Annotated in this window: 16 protein-coding genes; all 16 read right to left on the bottom strand. The window is 43.3% G+C overall.

The window, feature by feature from the left end:
- Position 1: 1 nt before the first annotated feature.
- The 16 genes from ABUA34_RS01400 to ABUA34_RS01325 all read right to left on the bottom strand — a co-directional run bounded on the left by ABUA34_RS01400 (position 2) and on the right by ABUA34_RS01325 (position 14,762).
- Positions 2-670, bottom strand: a complete 669-nt coding sequence (locus ABUA34_RS01400) for a DUF1919 domain-containing protein (protein ID WP_022217109.1) — start codon at positions 668-670, stop codon at positions 2-4.
- A complete protein-coding gene (locus tag ABUA34_RS01395) occupies positions 649-1,791 on the bottom strand; it encodes a glycosyltransferase family 1 protein (RefSeq protein ID WP_022217110.1) in 1,143 nt (380 codons plus the stop codon). Before ABUA34_RS01395 ends, ABUA34_RS01400 begins: the two co-directional genes overlap by 22 nt.
- A gap of 36 nt (positions 1,792-1,827) precedes the next feature.
- Positions 1,828-2,790, bottom strand: a complete 963-nt coding sequence (locus tag ABUA34_RS01390; RefSeq protein WP_349822733.1) for a glycosyltransferase family 2 protein — start codon at positions 2,788-2,790, stop codon at positions 1,828-1,830.
- 19 nt (positions 2,791-2,809) lie between these two features.
- A complete protein-coding gene (locus tag ABUA34_RS01385; protein WP_349822732.1) occupies positions 2,810-4,003 on the bottom strand; it encodes a Coenzyme F420 hydrogenase/dehydrogenase, beta subunit C-terminal domain in 1,194 nt (397 codons plus the stop codon).
- Position 4,004: 1 nt separating this feature from the next.
- On the bottom strand, positions 4,005-5,129 hold the full coding sequence (locus tag ABUA34_RS01380) for a polysaccharide pyruvyl transferase family protein (protein WP_349822731.1): 1,125 nt from the start codon (positions 5,127-5,129) through the stop codon (positions 4,005-4,007).
- Positions 5,130-5,139: 10 nt separating this feature from the next.
- Positions 5,140-5,634, bottom strand: coding sequence for a glycosyltransferase (locus ABUA34_RS01375; RefSeq protein WP_022217114.1), 495 nt, complete (start codon positions 5,632-5,634; stop codon positions 5,140-5,142).
- A gap of 15 nt (positions 5,635-5,649) precedes the next feature.
- A complete protein-coding gene (pssD, locus tag ABUA34_RS01370; RefSeq protein ID WP_022217115.1) occupies positions 5,650-6,117 on the bottom strand; it encodes a PssD/Cps14F family polysaccharide biosynthesis glycosyltransferase in 468 nt (155 codons plus the stop codon).
- A 33-nt stretch (positions 6,118-6,150) separates the two neighbouring features.
- Positions 6,151-7,401 (bottom strand): nucleotide sugar dehydrogenase, encoded by a 1,251-nt coding sequence (locus tag ABUA34_RS01365; protein ID WP_022217116.1) that lies wholly within the window; start codon positions 7,399-7,401, stop codon positions 6,151-6,153.
- A gap of 21 nt (positions 7,402-7,422) precedes the next feature.
- A complete protein-coding gene (locus ABUA34_RS01360; RefSeq protein WP_022217117.1) occupies positions 7,423-8,472 on the bottom strand; it encodes an NAD-dependent epimerase/dehydratase family protein in 1,050 nt (349 codons plus the stop codon).
- Between the two features lie 172 nt (positions 8,473-8,644).
- Positions 8,645-10,096 (bottom strand): sugar transferase, encoded by a 1,452-nt coding sequence (locus ABUA34_RS01355; protein WP_349822730.1) that lies wholly within the window; start codon positions 10,094-10,096, stop codon positions 8,645-8,647.
- Positions 10,097-10,342: 246 nt separating this feature from the next.
- Positions 10,343-11,113 (bottom strand): hypothetical protein, encoded by a 771-nt coding sequence (locus ABUA34_RS01350; RefSeq protein WP_022217119.1) that lies wholly within the window; start codon positions 11,111-11,113, stop codon positions 10,343-10,345.
- A gap of 93 nt (positions 11,114-11,206) precedes the next feature.
- Positions 11,207-11,959 (bottom strand): CpsD/CapB family tyrosine-protein kinase, encoded by a 753-nt coding sequence (locus ABUA34_RS01345; RefSeq protein WP_349822729.1) that lies wholly within the window; start codon positions 11,957-11,959, stop codon positions 11,207-11,209.
- Positions 11,956-12,774: a YveK family protein gene (locus tag ABUA34_RS01340; RefSeq protein WP_117550424.1), complete on the bottom strand. Its 819-nt coding sequence runs from the start codon at positions 12,772-12,774 to the stop codon at positions 11,956-11,958. Before ABUA34_RS01340 ends, ABUA34_RS01345 begins: the two co-directional genes overlap by 4 nt.
- 54 nt (positions 12,775-12,828) lie before the next feature.
- Positions 12,829-13,839 carry an LCP family protein gene (locus tag ABUA34_RS01335; protein WP_055145509.1) on the bottom strand — a complete coding sequence of 337 codons (1,011 nt, stop codon included), beginning with the start codon at positions 13,837-13,839 and terminating at the stop codon, positions 12,829-12,831.
- A gap of 28 nt (positions 13,840-13,867) precedes the next feature.
- The gene (locus ABUA34_RS01330; RefSeq protein WP_015534756.1) at positions 13,868-13,993 is read right to left on the bottom strand and encodes a hypothetical protein; all 126 of its coding nucleotides are present in this window, start codon (positions 13,991-13,993) and stop codon (positions 13,868-13,870) included.
- Between the two features lie 55 nt (positions 13,994-14,048).
- Positions 14,049-14,762 (bottom strand): CpsB/CapC family capsule biosynthesis tyrosine phosphatase, encoded by a 714-nt coding sequence (locus ABUA34_RS01325; protein ID WP_022217122.1) that lies wholly within the window; start codon positions 14,760-14,762, stop codon positions 14,049-14,051.
- Between the last annotated feature and the right edge of the window lie 18 nt (positions 14,763-14,780).

Raw genomic sequence — 14,780 nt, 5'->3', positions numbered from 1 at the left:
CTTATAATTGGTTAAGTTTACTTGTTATATCTATATACTTTGTTTTTCCGAAAGGCTCATATGAAGCCATCATATAATTGTATTTTGGAAATTGCCTTATAATTACAAAATTTTCATCTTCATTTGGCCAGTGCTTACAAGTAAAGAATACCTTATTTCTATAGGGCATATTCATAAACTTGTTCACTTCTGTCTCTGTACAGCCATTTTGGTCATTAAACTTCACCAGTAACTTATTCCAGTTAATTCTCTGTACTCGACGTTCCCACTTTTCTCTTGCTTCCTGCTCACTATGGTAGTGCAAGAAGAAGATTTCAATCGAATTTTTACCGTTAGACAATACACCTACAGGATAGGAGCCAAATCTCTTATCTTCTGAGACCTGCGGCATATCTTTCCAACGAGATTCCTCCGGCTTGATAAAGGTCAATTTTCCATTGACATAACCTTTTATGTCAGACAAGAACTCAATATAATCTTTTGCAATAAAGAACATCCCCACCGTAGGAGATTCTTTGGGCAGGTTGTAGCTTTCATAAATCATGCCGCCCCAACAGTTATTAGAGATTATTGTAAAGTCTGTAGACTTTAGCTTCTTTTTTCTATAATCCGCAAAACCAATCCGCCAATATTTTAATATTTTAAGTCTCAGTCCTTCATATGTAGGCATTGCATATCTTCCTTTCCCTTACCATTTATCAGAGCAACATATATCTTATCCAGTTGCTTTACCGACTGTGTAATATCATAACTCCGTATCGTTTTTAAATGATTTTCTCTATATGAGATTCGTTCTTTTTCTGATCGGCATTCAACTGAAAGCACGGCCTTTGCCCACTGTTTTGGAGCATCGTCGATAGATTCCCAGATAAGATCACCTAAGTCAACTTCTCTTGTGATCTTATCCGATACAACGCATGGCAAGCCAGAAATTTGCGCTTCCAGCAATACTACCGGAAGTCCCTCATACTTAGATGGAAAAACAAATATGTCCATTGCCGAATAGAGAGCCGTTGGATTATCTGTTTCACCATATAGAATAATGCGATTCTTATATGGATGCTCCTTGACACAAGTTTTTATTTTTTCTTCATCCGGTCCCGTTCCCACAATAAGAAGAAGCGCATCGTCTCGTTCCGCAGCTACTTCTTCAAATATGTCCAATAAGTATTCTTGGTTCTTTTGTTCGTTGATGCGTCCGATATGTCCAATAAGTAATTGATTTTCTACCCCCAATTTATTTCTTACTGCATCTCGTTCCTTTTTAGAAAATGTAAAATCGTCTGTATGAAAACCGTTCGGCAAAACTTCAAAATTATTTTCTCCAAACAACCAGTTTCCCGCTAATTGTCCACAAGCCAGTGCTTTTGTATAAACTGTTCTAAAATACGGATTTAGCAATTTATGCACCTTCATGTTGGGACAATTACTATTATGGCTATGGGCAATTCGACTTTTTACACCTGCCAGTTTTGCAATCGTCAGTTCTATTGCCATCATCGAACTGCTACCGTGATCATGTACAATATCATAGTGTCCGGCTCTTAATGCTTTCCACAGCGCAATATAATGGTCCTTTGGGTTTCCATGCCGTGATGGAAGTGTCACTAAATGGATATCGTTCTCTAGGCATTCCTTTTCATATTTTTCTGATATTGGTTGTCCAGCAAGAATAGTTAAATCATACTTTTCCTTGTCCAACGCTTTACAGTAATTCATTATTACCGTTCCAATTCCGGTAATTCCAAAATGATTTGTGACCATTGCCACTTTAATCTTTTTATTATTCATTTACATTATCCTCACAGTCACAAATCCATTGAAAGTCTAGCGATTGCTTACATTAACATGGTATTTTATTTTTCTAAACCTCATAGCAATCGGAATAGCTGCTAGACATATCCACATAATGACTGCTCTTAATTTGTTTTGTTTAGATATCGGTACATGTAATGCACTCAAAGCATCTTTTTGTGTTACTTTCAAGCATTTTTTATACATTTCTGAATATTCTATTTCTACCCCGGCAAGAATACACATATCGTAAAAATCCGAGTGTGTTCTCCAGTTTGCATATTTACACGCCTCATGGATTCGATCCGAATGAATCGTCAAATTCTGTTTTATTACCTCAAGTGCCCATAAACCACATTCACACTTTTTAATCGAGAACTTTGTCATGGCACTTGTTGGATTATCGCGGCGATAATAATAGTTTTTTCTTTTCCCTGCAATAACCTTTTCTGCTTTCTGAAAAGCCATCACGTTGAAATTAAATCCCTCACCTATAAACATTTCAGGGATAAAACGGATATCCTTTAAAAACTTTACTCTGAACAATTTACAGTAGCATCCTATTGGAACTTGGTAGCATAGAATTGTTTCTACTGCATCCTCTCCATTCCAAGTTTTAATTTCATCCTTCTTAACTTGTTTTTCATCAAAATTCCCGAACATCTGTGTTGTCAGTGTGATATCAGCATTATTTTTGATTATCTGCTCCATCATATATTCAATATAATCGGGCATCACATAGTCATCGCCATCGACAAAGCAAATAAAGCCACCGCTTGCCATTTCTATTCCTGAATTCCGAGCAGCACTCACACCGCCATTGCTCTTATGAAGTACCTTTACTCGATCATCCTTTTGTTGCATCCGGTCACATATAAAGCCAGAATTATCAGTTGAGCCATCATCAACCAAAATAATCTCTATAAAATTCCACGTTTGCGCCAGAATAGAATCCACACACTTCTCCAGGAAAGGCTCTACATTATATAAGGGCACTATAACAGATACTTTATAATTATCTTCTGTTACCTGCCCCCATTTTTTTGAGGAGTCTAACCGCCCCAGCCGGGATTACTGCTTTAAGCCGTTCCTTTGGTTGTATACCAACCTTTAAGTTATCCATAAAATCATCCTCATCAATTTTCTCGTAAAATATATTTCTATCGTTCGGCCTTATACTCGGTTTTACAAGATTTCCCTGTTTCACCACGCCCTCTTCCAATGTTGCTTCTTCCACTTCTGCAAGAACCCGCATCATTTCAAAGAGCTTTTGGCCTTTTTCGGTATTTACAAATACACTAGACACGCCCTTTGGAGAATTGAAGTTCGGATGGCTCTTTGCAATTCCCCAGAAATCACCCACTGTCAAATCTCCCACACGGCTCGTATTCGCATAAGCACACTGATAACAGCTCTCCCTATAGCAGTCGCCATACATAAAATGTTTTCCATAGCGATCAAGGGAGAGTGTCTTTGTCTTTGTCTTTGTCTTTGTCTTTGTCTTTGTCTCTGTCTTTGTTTTTAGCAGGTATTGTGTTCCCCAACCTCTCTTGTCTTTGGAACGGAAGTTGAAATAGATTACTCTGCCAGCCGTCTTCTTGTTCTGGTATTCCAGATACTTTTTGAAGAACTTCGGCGAGGGCACACCGTGGCAAATCAGGTCAACTGTATATAGATTTTCTGGATTGCCACCCAAAAAAACATACAGACCTGCAATCTGGCAGGGAGTTCCTGTAAAAAGTACCGTTTTTCCCTCAGACAAACGCTGTTTGACCTTTGCGTAGCTATCTTTCGGGTCAGACTGAACATACTTAGAGGACTGTAGTTTCTCTCTTTCTGCTTCATCTGTCACTTCAATGTGGCTTACTGCCAGCTGCTCATCATAGGCAGCACCATAAACCGCACCGCCCATTTGCAGTACAGTTTTCGCTGCACTATCCGCCGCACCGCCAGATGCAGAGCGCATAATATCCACATCATTTTTATTGCGCCACGCCCAAACTTTATGTGGCTCATTCCGATGAAATTCCGTATTTTCTACTGGACACTTTTTCAAGCACACCTTGCACTCGATGCAGCTTTTTTCATCAACAGACGGATACCAAAATCCCTCTTTGTTTTCTACCATAGAGATACAGTGTTTTGGGCAGCTTTGCTCACAGCTTTTACATCCCACACATTTCTCTTTTATCCTCGATATGTTCTCCATTTTATCCCTCTATTTTTTTTCTCAGATACTCCTTCGCCACTTCTCTATGTGCTTTCAACCGCTCATCAACTTTCGCGTAATCAATCGCCTTTTCATTGATGTTTTCTGCATCTTCAATTTTCGTTGTCATCCGATTCGCCAATTCCAACCGCTCCAGCAAATCACTCAATTTTTCTTCATTACCATAGCTATTACCCACGCTCTTGCGAATCAATGTCGTAAATGGCCGATGCGTGATAACTGAGAAGATACTGCCGTGGAAAGTATCGGTAATGACTTCTTCTGCATTTCTGAAATAGGCCAGAACTTCAAACGGAGAGCAATCCACAAAGCGGTCTGCACATTTCTGAATACCGCCGATTGCATAAACCTTTAGTTTCTTTTTCTTTGCATAGTCAGAAATCCATTCTGCCTCTTCATTAGAAATACGACCTGCATACGCGTACAGAATCAAATACTTCTCATGAGTCTGAACTCGTGGGATTTTGTCGCAGCAGTTCATATAATCATAGGTCAGAACCGGATCAAGATTGTACACTGGTTCTTTCCCAGTAAGCTGCTCTACAATAGTTCCTGAATTAGCATCTCGTACAGAAATCGCATCGAATTTCTTCAACAATGCTCCGACTTCTTCAGTCTTTTTATACTTTTTCAGCTTTTCCAATGTAGTATTGCCGAAAGACGCTGCATAAGTGAGAAGTCTCTTCGCATGATTATCTTTTCCAAACAATTCCAGCGAATAACCCACATTGGAATTTTTCTGAATGCAGTTGAAAACCTCATCGCTACCAATCACAAGGCAATCCAATGTCGGGTTATAGTTCATTTCATCCGTAATTCCTAAAAGTGGCATATACTTTTTTGAAAAAGTCTGCTTATAACGAATGAACGACAACTTATGCGCAAATGGAGCCTGATATTGAAAAGTTTCCAGCCCTTTTTCGACCTTACGGACAAATTTGTTTTTGCTGTCAGCATTTTCCATAATTACGGGTGCGCCTACATGGTAGTCTACAAACTCTACTTTACAGCCCAATTCTTCAATCAGCTGCTTTAATGCATATGCCTGCAAAAACGATCCGTAGTTTGCAATACGCTGCATCGACATGATTCCAACTTTTCTCATCCATTCATCCTCAATACAATTCGTTTACCAGTTTCTCAAGTTCTTCATTAAACTTGGCATTATTACTACTCATACCATGCCCCATGCCGGCAACAATCTGATCATAGTTCGTTATGATATCTCCCAGTGTATTAATGTCCTCCACCGGAATAATCGTTTCCATTCTCTGCGCCACATTCCTTGCGAACTCAACTTGATGGTCATTCACATGTTCATTGAACTGATGCTGGCGCGGCACAACAATAGGAGTCTTACCTATCTGTAGTGGCATAATAAAACTTGCCGGACCACCGTGAGTGATTACAATACGGGCATCGGCCACATTTTTTACCATCTGCTGATATGGAATCAACTTGCTCCACTGGCAATACTTCGGCTCATATGTGCTAAAGCCCGTTTGGATAATCACATCATCCTGAATTGTGCCATCTTTCTTTAATTCATCTACTTTCTGAATCAGCCGATTAAACGGTTGCTCATGTGTTCCTACCGTCACAAAGATCATTTTCCCATCCTCAACTTAGAATATGCTGCCAAGATTAACTGCCTTCTGATAAACCTTTTTCTGTTCTTCCCACTGCACAACAAACTTGTCCACAATGGGATAAACCATCTTTCCTGTCATTGTCGGTTTATCGATTCGATCAAAAACCTCAATGTAAACTAATTTTGCTCCCATCATCTTTCCGATGTAGAAGAATGGAACCGCAACTGCTGCACCACAGGAAATAATCAAATCCGGCTTCTCTTTGTGCAACACATTCCATGCAATTTTGGTGTTTTTTATAAGGGCTTTCAGGCTTCTATTGGTCGGATAATAGCAGGGATACATTTTTTCACCTTCGAGCAGGCTTCTTGCATCCTCCTTATCAAAAGTTACCCAAAAATGATCCTTGTTTTTCCAAAATGGCTTTAACATATAAAGGTGGGTTAAATGACCGCCAGATGAACCCACCAAGCACACCTTTATATTTTCTTTGTTTTTCATCTGACTTTCTCCTCTAATCTTCCTTGGTTCTACTTAGTCACGCTGGAAAATGTCCCTCGTGTACACCTTATCTTTTACATCATCCAGGCACTTGTCATAGCGGTTTGCAATGATGGCCTGACTCTGCTTCTTAAACTCCTCTAAATCATTTACAACAACGCTACCAAAGAACTTCTCGCCATTTTTCAGAGTCGGCTCGTAAATGATGACCGTTGCTCCTTTAGCTTTGATGCGCTTCATGACACCCTGAATGGAACTTTGACGAAAGTTATCGCTATTGCTCTTCATAGTCAGGCGATAAACACCAACAACAACTTCTTTCTCCTTGCTCTCATCCCAACTATCATTTGCTTCATAAGCACCAGCGATTTCAAGCACACGGTCAGCAATGAAGTCTTTTCTTGTTCTATTACTTTCAACGATTGCTTCAATCAAATTTTCCGGCACATCAGCATAGTTCGCCAACAGTTGCTTCGTATCCTTCGGCAAACAATAGCCACCGTAGCCAAAGGACGGATTGTTATAATGAGTACCGATACGAGGATCGAGACAGACACCATTGATGATCTGCTGTGTGTTCAAACCTTTCATCTCAGCATAGGTATCCAGCTCGTTGAAGTAGCTAACACGCAGAGCCAAATAGGTGTTAGCAAACAGTTTAACCGCCTCTGCCTCAGTGAATCCCATAAACAGAGTGTCGATATTCTCCTTGATAGCGCCTTCCTGCAGGAGCTCTGCAAAAGTATGTGCTGCATTCACCAGACGGACATTATCCACATCTGTACCGACAATGATACGAGAAGGATAAAGGTTATCGTACAGTGCCTTGCTCTCTCTCAAAAATTCCGGACTAAAGATGATATTGTCGCAGTGGAACTTTTTACGAATAGAGGCTGTATAGCCAACTGGGATCGTGGACTTAATCACCATAATAGCTTCTGGGTTGTACTCGATAACCAGCTTTATAACAGCTTCAACTGCACTTGTATCGAAAAAGTTCTTCTTGCTATCGTAATTTGTAGGAGCAGCGATTACTACAAAATCAGCATCAGAGTATGCTTCCCTCGCGTCCAGAGTCGCGGTCAAATCCAGTCCTTTTTCTGTCAGGTATTTTTCAATGTATTCGTCCTGAATCGGAGACTTCTTGTTATTAATCAGTTCCACTTTCTCTGGAACAATGTCCACAGCAGTCACCTTGTGGTGCTGCGATAACAACGTAGCAATGGAAAGGCCAACATATCCCGTTCCAGCAACAGCAATTTTTAAATTCTTAAAATCTCTCATTTCTCTGTCCCTCTAATTCTTTTACTTATAAAACTCAGCGTACCACTCAGCGAATTTTCTCAGACCAGTCCGCAGACTTGTACTTGGCTTGTATCCGAAGTCACGCTCCAGTGCACTGGTATCTGCATAGGTCACAGGTACATCACCAGGTTGCATTGGAACTAGCTCCTTGTGGGCCTCGAAGTTGTAATCCTCTGGTAGCACCTTTGCACGAACCAGTTCCTCACTCAGAATCTGCACGAAATCCAGCAAATTTTCCGGGTTTTGGTTACCAATGTTATAAACCGCATACGGTGGAATCGGCAGACCATCCTCGCCGTTCTTTTTGTCCGGAGCCTTCCTCATCACACGAACAACGCCCTCAACAATATCATCCACATAAGTAAAGTCGCGCTTGCAGTTACCGTAGTTGAAAATCTTGATGGTCTCACCATTCACTAGCTTGTTTGTAAAACCAAAGTAAGCCATATCAGGACGACCAACAGGACCATACACAGTGAAGAAGCGCAAACCAGTGGAAGGAATGTTGTAGAGTTTCGAGTAGGCATGTGCCATCAGTTCATTAGATTTCTTGGTGGCTGCATATAGGGAAACTGGATTGTCAACCTTATCATCCGTACTGTACGGAACCTTCTTGTTGGAACCATATACTGAGGAAGAAGAAGCATATACCAAATGCTCTAGATTCTCACAATGTCGACAGGCTTCAAGGATATTGAAAAAGCCGACCAAGTTAGATTCCACATAAGCATCCGGGTTGGTGATGGAGTAACGCACACCTGCCTGTGCTGCAAGGTTAACGACCACTGATGGCTTGTACATCTCAAACATCTCAGTGATCAGTGTCTTATCAGCGATGTTGCCTTTAACAAAAGTAAATGTGGGATACTTGGCCAGCTCGTTCAGCCGGAACTCTTTCAATGCCACATCATAGTAGGCATTCATGTTGTCAATGCCTATGACTGTAGCAGAAGGATCCTCCTGATAGATCCTTTTCACAAGGTTGGAGCCGATAAAACCAGCTGCACCTGTGACTAAAATCGTTTTTTTATCTAAAGTAACTATGCTCATACGTATTCCTCCGCTATAATTATTTTCCCAAATTATCTATCTACGCATCCGCTGTTTGCAGATAGTGCATTCTTTTTCCTCTAATCTTCATGGCACAACGAGCCGTAACGACGTAGCCACACTCGCTGACGCGCCTGTGACCTATCGTCGGTGTCATTCCAGTATGTGCCTCTTACTTCGACCCTTCCCTACCAAGCACCACCTTGATAGTCTTCAGCACTATCTTCACATCCAGTCCAAAGCTCCAGTTTTCTATATACTCCGTATCCAGTCTCACGACCTCCTCGAAGTCCGTGATGTCGCTTCGGCCGCTCACCTGCCACATTCCGGTGATACCCGGTTTCGTAGCAAGACGGCTCTTGTGGTGCATCTCGTACTGCTCCACCTCAGAGATGAGAGGCGGCCTGGTTCCAACCAGTGACAGATCCCCTTTTAGCACATTGAAGAACTGTGGGAACTCGTCTATGGAGAAGTCCCTGATATACTGGCCGATTCCCTTCTTCTTGGTGCCGTCCGACAGGATCTTGTTGCCTATGACTCTCGGATCAAAGTCCATCTTGAACATCTTAGAATCGCTCATGGTGTTCTGCGCCATGAGTTCCTTCTTGCGCTCCTCAGCGTCCATGTACATGCTTCGGAACTTGTACATCTTGAATATCTTGCCATTCAATCCCACTCTCTCCTGCTTGAAGAAGATCGGTCCCGGGGACTTGATGTATATGATAGGTCCTATGAATATGGTGAGGATAAGCGTGAATACGCTGCCCACCAGACCACCTATTATATCTGCCGTTCTCTTGAGCAACATCTGCTTTGGTGTTGCGTAGTTCATCATGGTCGTGACCACGGTCTCACCATTTATCTTCTGGATGAGCTGCTTGTCGCCGTGGGTCCTCACGATGGATGATATGCACATGTGAACTGTGATGCCACCCTCGATAAATGCGTCTATCAGCGTGTTCGCATATCCGTATGCTCCACGCACATCCACGTATATCTCGTCCACCCATGCGGTTCTCACATAATCAACTGCACTGTTGTAATCCGCCACCACCGGCACTTCCTGGATCTCCTGACCGATGAGATTGGCATCTATCACCATGACTCCTACTATATCAAACCCGGAGTAGTTCTTCTCCTTGAGGCCTGCCACCACTTCATCTGCTACATGTCTGGTGGTCATGACCAGGAGCTTCTTGCCCTTGCCATGCTCTGCATATTTCTCAAGATGCTTCTTCCACAGGCTCCTCACCGCAAATGTGGCATACACATATATGGCCCACATGAGCAGGATGGTAGTTCTGGAATATATAGATGTATCCTTGAGGACAAACACATACAGAAGGAGCAGTGCAACGATCACGAAACCGTTCTTGAAGCTGGATATGAATTCCTTGAAGTATCCTCTTCTGATGACGCCCTCATATGTATTCAGAAATATCATGGCTACTATATCCGCCAGCTCCGTGATGATAGCCAGCGCGAGATAGTCTCTGTTCGCATACGGATTTACCATGCCGTGTCTGATCTGGAATGCCACAAGAAATGACAATTGAAGTACTATAAGATCCAGCAGCATGAAGTCAAAGTGCTTCAGCCAGCCTTTTGCGCCTTTCTGATACATAATTTTCTCTCCTCATCCTCTGTCGTCAGGGTCATATTTGTGCCCGCATGACCCGGTCTGTTGATTCATACATGAAATGACTCAGCCCGTGTGATTGTCGGCTGAACCTTTTCATCTGTAAACCATGATACGCATTAAATTGCCTGTTATTTATCACCCACACTGGCGGCGCAGAACGTCCTGTGGCATGGACATTCGTTTTGCGCCACCGGCTAGGGCTTGGAACTATTTAACATAGCAGGATGATTATTTAACCTTGTAAATAATTGACTTGCTGTATGCCTTGTAGTTCTTTGTTGCAGCAACCTTAACAGTGATTCTTACCTTTGTGCCCTTCTTGACACCCTTACCAACAGTAATCTTGCCATTCTTAACCTTGACCTTCTTATTGGCTGACTTGTAAGTAACCTTTGCCTTTGCCTTAACACCAGATACAGTGATCTTCTTCTTAGAAGCATTTACCTTAACCTTAACAGACTTCTGAGCAGCCTTGTTAATTGTGTAGTAAATTGTCTTTGTACCCTTGTAGTTGTTGATACCCTTTACGGTAATCTTATACTTGCCAGCGTTCTTAGCCTTAGTTACACCAGTAATCTTGTAATCAGTACCTCTCTTGAGAACTGTGTTACCATACTTAACTGTAACCTTGGTTGTCTGATTCTTAGCATTGTATGTCTTTGCAGCAGCAGTAGCCTTGTAGCTCTGCTGTGCGTTAACTGTGTACTTAACTGTTGTATCGCCTGAATAGTTACCTATTCCCTTGATCTTAACTGTGTATGTACCAGCCTTTGTTGCCTTAAGGCTTCCTGAAACGACTTTGAAATCCTTGTTCAGGGTAAGTGTCTTACCGTTAACAACAATTGTTGTTGTCTGGCTCTTTGCATTGTATGTAAGAGACTTTGCTGTAGCAGACTTAACGTCTACCTTAGCTGGTGATGATGTAGCTGCAAATGCAACTGTTGGCACCATCATTGCGATACATACAACTATAGCCAAAAGCTTCTTTAAATTCTTCACAATAAATTCCTCCTTCCCAAAAAGTTCTATTGTATTGAATATATGATAAAACGCCCTGCACGCCACTATACATGGCGTTATATCCAAAGTGAATTATTTTGACGGGGTACTGTCGCTGGAGGCTGCAGCCTCTTTGCCGTAAGTGCCATAACCATAGCCGTACTGGCTATAGTATTTGCCATACTTGCCGTAGTATTTCTTGTATGCTCTACCCGTTGTCTGGGCTCTGTTGAGTATGACTCCAAGCAGCGTACAACCTACCTGGTCAAGCTGCTGGAATGACTGTTTGATGAGACTTCTTGATGTCTCACCTGCTCTGACTACCAGAGCTGCGCCATCGCACAGTGATGCGATCTGAGCGGCATCCGCCACACTGCCAAGCGGTGGCGAGTCTATAATGACATACCTATATGTCTCTGCCAGCTTGTCAAGAAGCTCTGCAAATCTAGCATCCTCCAGAAGAGCCGATGGGTTCTCCAAAAGGTTCATACAAGGTACGATGTATGCATTTTCTACCTGTGTTTCATAGATGACATCCTCCATCTCGGACTGTCCCGACAGGAAATATCCAAGATCCGGAAGCTTGTCAGCATCCTTTATGTGATGTCTGTCCTTTATGACTGACTTACGAAGATCCACATCCACCAGCACTGCAGGGAATCCTGCCTCGGCGAGCATCTTCCACAGGTTGATCGCCACGCTGCTCTTGCCCTCATTTGGCATGCTGCTGGTTATGAGTATCTTTCTTGTGTTCTTACCACAGAACTTTATGTTGATCCTGAGACGGTTCATCGCCTCCTCCACTGCATATGGGAGTTCCTGAAACTCTATGTTAAGCTTCTTCATGCTCTGACCCTCTCTTTCCTGTTATGTTTCTTTCCAGGCTCTTCATCTGAATCGTCTGTTCTGAACTGGTCGCTCTCAGGTATTGTCGTGAGCGGTACTATTCCGAAATACTTCTCCATGTCGTCTGCTGAGTGGATCGTGTCATCCATCAGGTATCCCACAATGACGATCAGGCAGTAGATGAGTGCTCCAAGCAATGCACCTATGGCGGTGTACTTAAGGTAGCTTGGTCCGACCTTCTGGTCTGCTACCCTTGCAACCTGGGCTATGTTAGGTGCGCTTGTGCTCATGGTATCCGGTAGATACTCTATCGACACGTTTGCCAGTGTATTTGCAATGTCACATGCCTGCTGCTTGTCAGTGCTTGTGACCGTGATCTTCAGGACTCGTGTGTCTGAAGGATTCTCAAGGGTTATCATCTTGGCAAGCCCCTCTGAGTCCATATCAAGGCCGAGCTTTTCGATGACCTGGTCGAGAACCGGATAGCTGAGTATCAGGTCTTCGTAATCCTTGGTCAGGGATGAACCGATGTTCAGATCCTGGAGATTTACTATGGAATCATCTGATGCTGATACCACGTACAGCTTGGCTGTCGACTGGTATGTCGGCTTGATCAGGAAGTATGCAAATGCGTTGAACAGCACCGCACCGATCAGAAAGCACAGTATGATGTATGGGAGCTTCTCCAGAAGCGCCATTCCCATGTCCAGGAGATCGATCTCATTTTCATCATCCTCTGTATTCTTGTATGTGTTCACTGCGGCTATCTGTGTGGTCTCATCCTGCACAGCAGCCATTTTCTTGTTGGAATTCATATATTCCCTCCATCCGTTTTTTGTATCTATATCCCCTGCATCAAATGTGTGATGCTAGTTATATTCCTTGTAGAACAGCTCTACGATCGCCTGCTGAAGGCTGTCCGCATCCGGCTCCACCTCGACAAATCCGAGATCATCTACGGTCTCCGTTCCAGCTATCGACACCGTTCCGGCGTCCTTTTCCTTGAGAACAAGGAGTGCCAGCTTAGAGAACTTCTGTGAGCTGATGTCAGTCACCATGTAATCTCCCAGGGCGTCATATATGGTCAGTGGATATGTGTTATCCTCGCTGCACTTTGCCGCCAGGTTATCCTTGAGTCCTGCCTTGTACACCTCCTGACGCTTCATTCGCTGGGTGTTGGATTCATCTCCCACATCGAATCTGTCATGGATAAAATGTACTGCCTGCTCATCGGTCAGTGTGATGGTCTCTCCCTGCTTCATGGTCTTATCCACCTTGGAGAAATCATCCTCTATGGTAACCGTGACTCCGCCAGCCAGATTGTTGATGGTTCCTATGGCCCCCATATTCACCGCTGCGTATCCGTCTATCTTCTGGCCGCCAAGGAAGTTTGACACCGCCTTGACCACGTTCTCGCAGCTTATCTCCATTCCGTCACCATTCTCATGTGCCAGAGCAAGCTGTGCCGGGCTCGTTGCAACGTAGGTTCCGTCGGGATCCAGTGTATCCTGCTCCACTATGGTATTTCTGTCTATGCTCAGCGTCTTGTATGTTCCATCTGTCAGGTCTCTGACCATCAGCATGACCACATCGCATCGGCCTGCCCCCTCATAATCGGTGACTTTCTGAACCTTGCCCATGTTGTCGATTCCCATAAAAAGATATGTTTCTATATTCTTCTTGGGAACGTATTTGACTCCGTCCACCTCGATCATGCCTTCAACCGCCTGTGTGCCCGATGCATTGTGTGATGCATTTCCTTTTGTCGGTCTGAGTGCTATCGCCAGTGCAATGCATACGACCAGTATGGCTGCGATCACAAGTCCAAGCTTCTTGTATATTCTCTTTTTTTCTGATAGTGTTCTGTTCCTGTATGACATATGTATCACCTCGTTGGAATGTAATGTGCTATCTCAGAACGTTCAGCATAAGCAGGTCTGTTCCCGCTGTAGGCCACTTCTTCTCGCACACAATAAGACCACACAGTATTATGAACAGCACAATACTGATGATTATCGCTGTCTTCTTAGACATGTTGTTGTCCTCCATCTATCTGTTTATCTTTTACATGTTTCGTTGTTATTGCTGATTATGGGTGTATCTGATGTTCTTTCAGGAGCTTTGTTCCGTAGCTGTCCATGTTCTCCAGGAATTCATGTCCCAGCTTCTTCTCCAGCACCTCGCGGCCCAGCCACAAGTTCGGCACCCTGTGATGCATACCATGGCAGTCGCTTCCTATGATGTGTGCCTGTCCTTTCTTGAACATCTTGAGCATTTTGCCCTTCTGTCTGAAATCCAGAAGTGTCTCCGCATTCACCTGCACCGTAACTGGCAGTTCAAGGATCTGTCTCACATATGGCTTGTTGCCTGGTATTTGTAAGAATCGCTCTATATGAGCTAGTATGATATGGAAATGTCTCTTCTCAATTAAGTCTCGTACTTCCTGCACTACCGAATCACTCCATGTCACAAACGGCATCTCCAGCAACATGATATCAGTTCCTTCTACTTTTAGTGCGTCCGTTTTCTCCGCTCTGCTTATTCCTGCAAAGAACGCGACCTCTGCCCCCATTATAATCTGCGGTATGTCCATATTCTCAGCCATGACTTTATCATATGCTTTCTGTCTTGAATCAATGAACCTCTCCACAGTATTTGAATCAGCATAAAAGTGCGGCGTTGCTATCATAGTATCCACGCCGTGCTCTTTGCACATCCAAAGCATGCCTATAGATGTCTCGACATTCCTGCTGCCGTCGTCTATACCCGGCAGTATATGTGAATGAAAATCTATAACACCCATGTTTTCCTCCTGTTTTCT

The organism is Coprococcus sp. RTP21428st1_C9_RTP21428_210409 (assembly GCF_040227395.1).
Taxonomy (GTDB): Bacteria; Bacillota; Clostridia; order Lachnospirales; family Lachnospiraceae; genus Coprococcus; species Coprococcus aceti.
Note: the sequence above shows the minus strand (reverse complement) of the source record. Positions and strands in the feature narration are given on the sequence as shown.